This is a genomic window from Micromonospora sp. M51 (genome assembly GCF_018070305.1).
Classification (GTDB): Bacteria; Actinomycetota; Actinomycetes; order Mycobacteriales; family Micromonosporaceae; genus Micromonospora; species Micromonospora parva.
Genome location: NZ_JAGPXZ010000988.1, coordinates 1 through 1,908, shown reverse-complemented (window position 1 = coordinate 1,908; position 1,908 = coordinate 1). Strand labels below are relative to the sequence as shown.

At 74.3% G+C, this 1,908-nt stretch carries 3 protein-coding genes; 2 read left to right on the top strand and 1 reads right to left on the bottom strand.

All coding sequences use genetic code 11. The features are described from left to right. Positions 1-2 precede the first annotated feature (2 nt). Positions 3-482, top strand: coding sequence for a hypothetical protein (locus KBX53_RS31615; RefSeq protein ID WP_247676510.1), 480 nt, complete (start codon positions 3-5; stop codon positions 480-482). An 8-nt stretch (positions 483-490) separates the two neighbouring features. Here KBX53_RS31615 and KBX53_RS31610 read toward each other — a convergent pair whose 3' ends face one another. Further along, the gene (locus KBX53_RS31610; RefSeq protein ID WP_210863449.1) at positions 491-1,210 is read right to left on the bottom strand and encodes an HAD family hydrolase; all 720 of its coding nucleotides are present in this window, start codon (positions 1,208-1,210) and stop codon (positions 491-493) included. Positions 1,211-1,316: 106 nt separating this feature from the next. Between KBX53_RS31610 and KBX53_RS31605 the strand changes: the two genes are divergently transcribed. Next, a partial coding sequence (locus tag KBX53_RS31605; RefSeq protein WP_210863432.1) for a DMT family transporter occupies positions 1,317-1,908 on the top strand: 592 nt, incomplete at its 3' end.

Sequence of the window (1,908 nt, the reverse complement as noted above, 5' to 3'; positions counted from 1 at the left end):
CACTGGTCGACGAGGCGATGAAGAAGGCCGCCGTGGCCTGGGTCAGCGTTGCCGGTGGGCCGGCGCTCGCGCTCTGGTGCGCCCCGCTGGAGGGCGCGCTCCTGGTGGTCAGCGGGCCGGGTGAGCAGGCCGCGCCGGGTCTGGCCGACGCGACCGAGGCCCAGGTCACCCTGCGCGGCGACCACGGCGGTCGGATCGTCACCTGGCCGGCCCGGGTGAGCCGGTTGCAGCCGGGCACCGAGGCGTGGGACACCACCGCCCCGCTGGTGGCGGCGAAGCGTCTCAACGCGCCCGGACCGACCGCCGACCTGGTGGCCCGCTGGGCCGCCGACGGTTGCGCGGTGAACCGCCTCGTCCCGGCCGGTACACCGCTGGCTGGCGCGGAGTTGCCGGCCGACGCGCAGGCCGAGCCGCCCCGGGCGACTCCGGCGGTGCGGGCCACCCGTAAGCCGTTCCGGCTGCACCGGGTCCGCCGCCGCTGATCAACGGATCAGTCCGCCCGACCGCCGACGCCCGCCACCGCCGCGTCGTGGTCGACCAGGGCGAGCACCTCACCCAGGGTCCCGAGCGTCGGGCCGCGCCAGTCCCGGTCGGCGTTGAACACCATGTGAGTGGCCAGATCCGGTGCGGCGAGCCGGACGGCTGTCATCCCGGCCCGCTCGGCGCCGGTCAACTCCTGGCTGCCACCGTCGCCGACGTAGAGACAGTCGCCCGGGGTGAGCCCGAGCCGCTGGCAGGCGGTCAGGTAGAGCGTCGGGTCCGGCTTGCACCGCCCGAGCTGCACCGAGAAGACCTGTACGTCGAGCAGCGGGGCGACCGCCAGCTGCGGCAGGAAGGCCGGCAGTTCGTGCGTACAGTCGCTGATCACGCCGGTGCGCAGGCCGCGCTGGCGCAGGGCCGCCAGCACCGGCACCGCGTCGGCCCGCAGCCAGGTGTCCGCGCGGACCGCCAGGTGCCGGGACGCCACGGCCGCCCGCACCGCCTGGTCACTGGGGTGTACGCCGACCTGGGCGCACACCCAGCGCAGGGTCGCCTCCGCGTTGCCGAACCGGCCACTGGCCCGCTCGTAGTAGGTGCGGTTCAGCACCTCGGACAACGCGTCGGTGGGGCACCCGAGCAGCTCGGCGGTGCCGGCGTGCGCGGCACCGCGTTGCACCGAACGGGTCAGGGTGCCGAAGAAGTCGAACAGCACCGCCTGGTAGCTGGACATGGGGGAACGCCTCCGGGCGGTCGAGGGTCGCCGGCGCGGACCCGCGTGATCGTAACGGAGTGATGACCCTCCGTGTCGACCGTCATACGTGTGAGGATTACGTCCCGTGCCCCCACCTTCACCTCGACCGACAGTGGATCCGTTGACCACCGGCGCGGTCGGACTGGCCGTGGTCGCCGTGTCGTCGTCAGCGCCGCTGATCGCGTACGCCGCTGCCCCCGCCCTGGCCATCGCGTTCTGGCGCAACCTGCTCGCGGTGGCCGTACTGAGCCCTGTCGCGCTGGCCCGGCGTCGTGCCGAGTTCCGCCGGTTGACGGTGGGCGCGGGCCGACGGGAGGGACTGTTCTGCGTCCTGTCCGGGGTCGCGTTGGCCGGGCACTTCGCGACCTGGGTGCCGAGCGCCCAGCTCACCACGGTCGCCACGTCCACCGCGCTGGTCGCCACCCAGCCGGTCTGGCAGGGGCTGATCGCCCGCGCTCAGGGGCGACCGCTGCCCCGGGTGGTGTGGGTCGGCATCGCGGTGGCGGTCGGCGGCGCGGCGATCGCCACCGGTGTGGACGTGGGTGTCTCCGGCCGGGCCGTCCTCGGCGACGTGCTGGCGCTGACCGGCGCCATGTTCGCCGCCGTCTACACCGCCTTCGGCGAACGGGCCCGGACCAGCATCAGCACCACCACCTACACCACCATCTGCTACGGGA

Excerpts from the sequence above, each read along its gene's own strand:
- KBX53_RS31610 (WP_210863449.1), bottom strand. The coding sequence starts at position 1,210 with ATGTCCAGCTACCAGGCGGTGCTGTTCGACTTCTTCGGCACCCTGACC.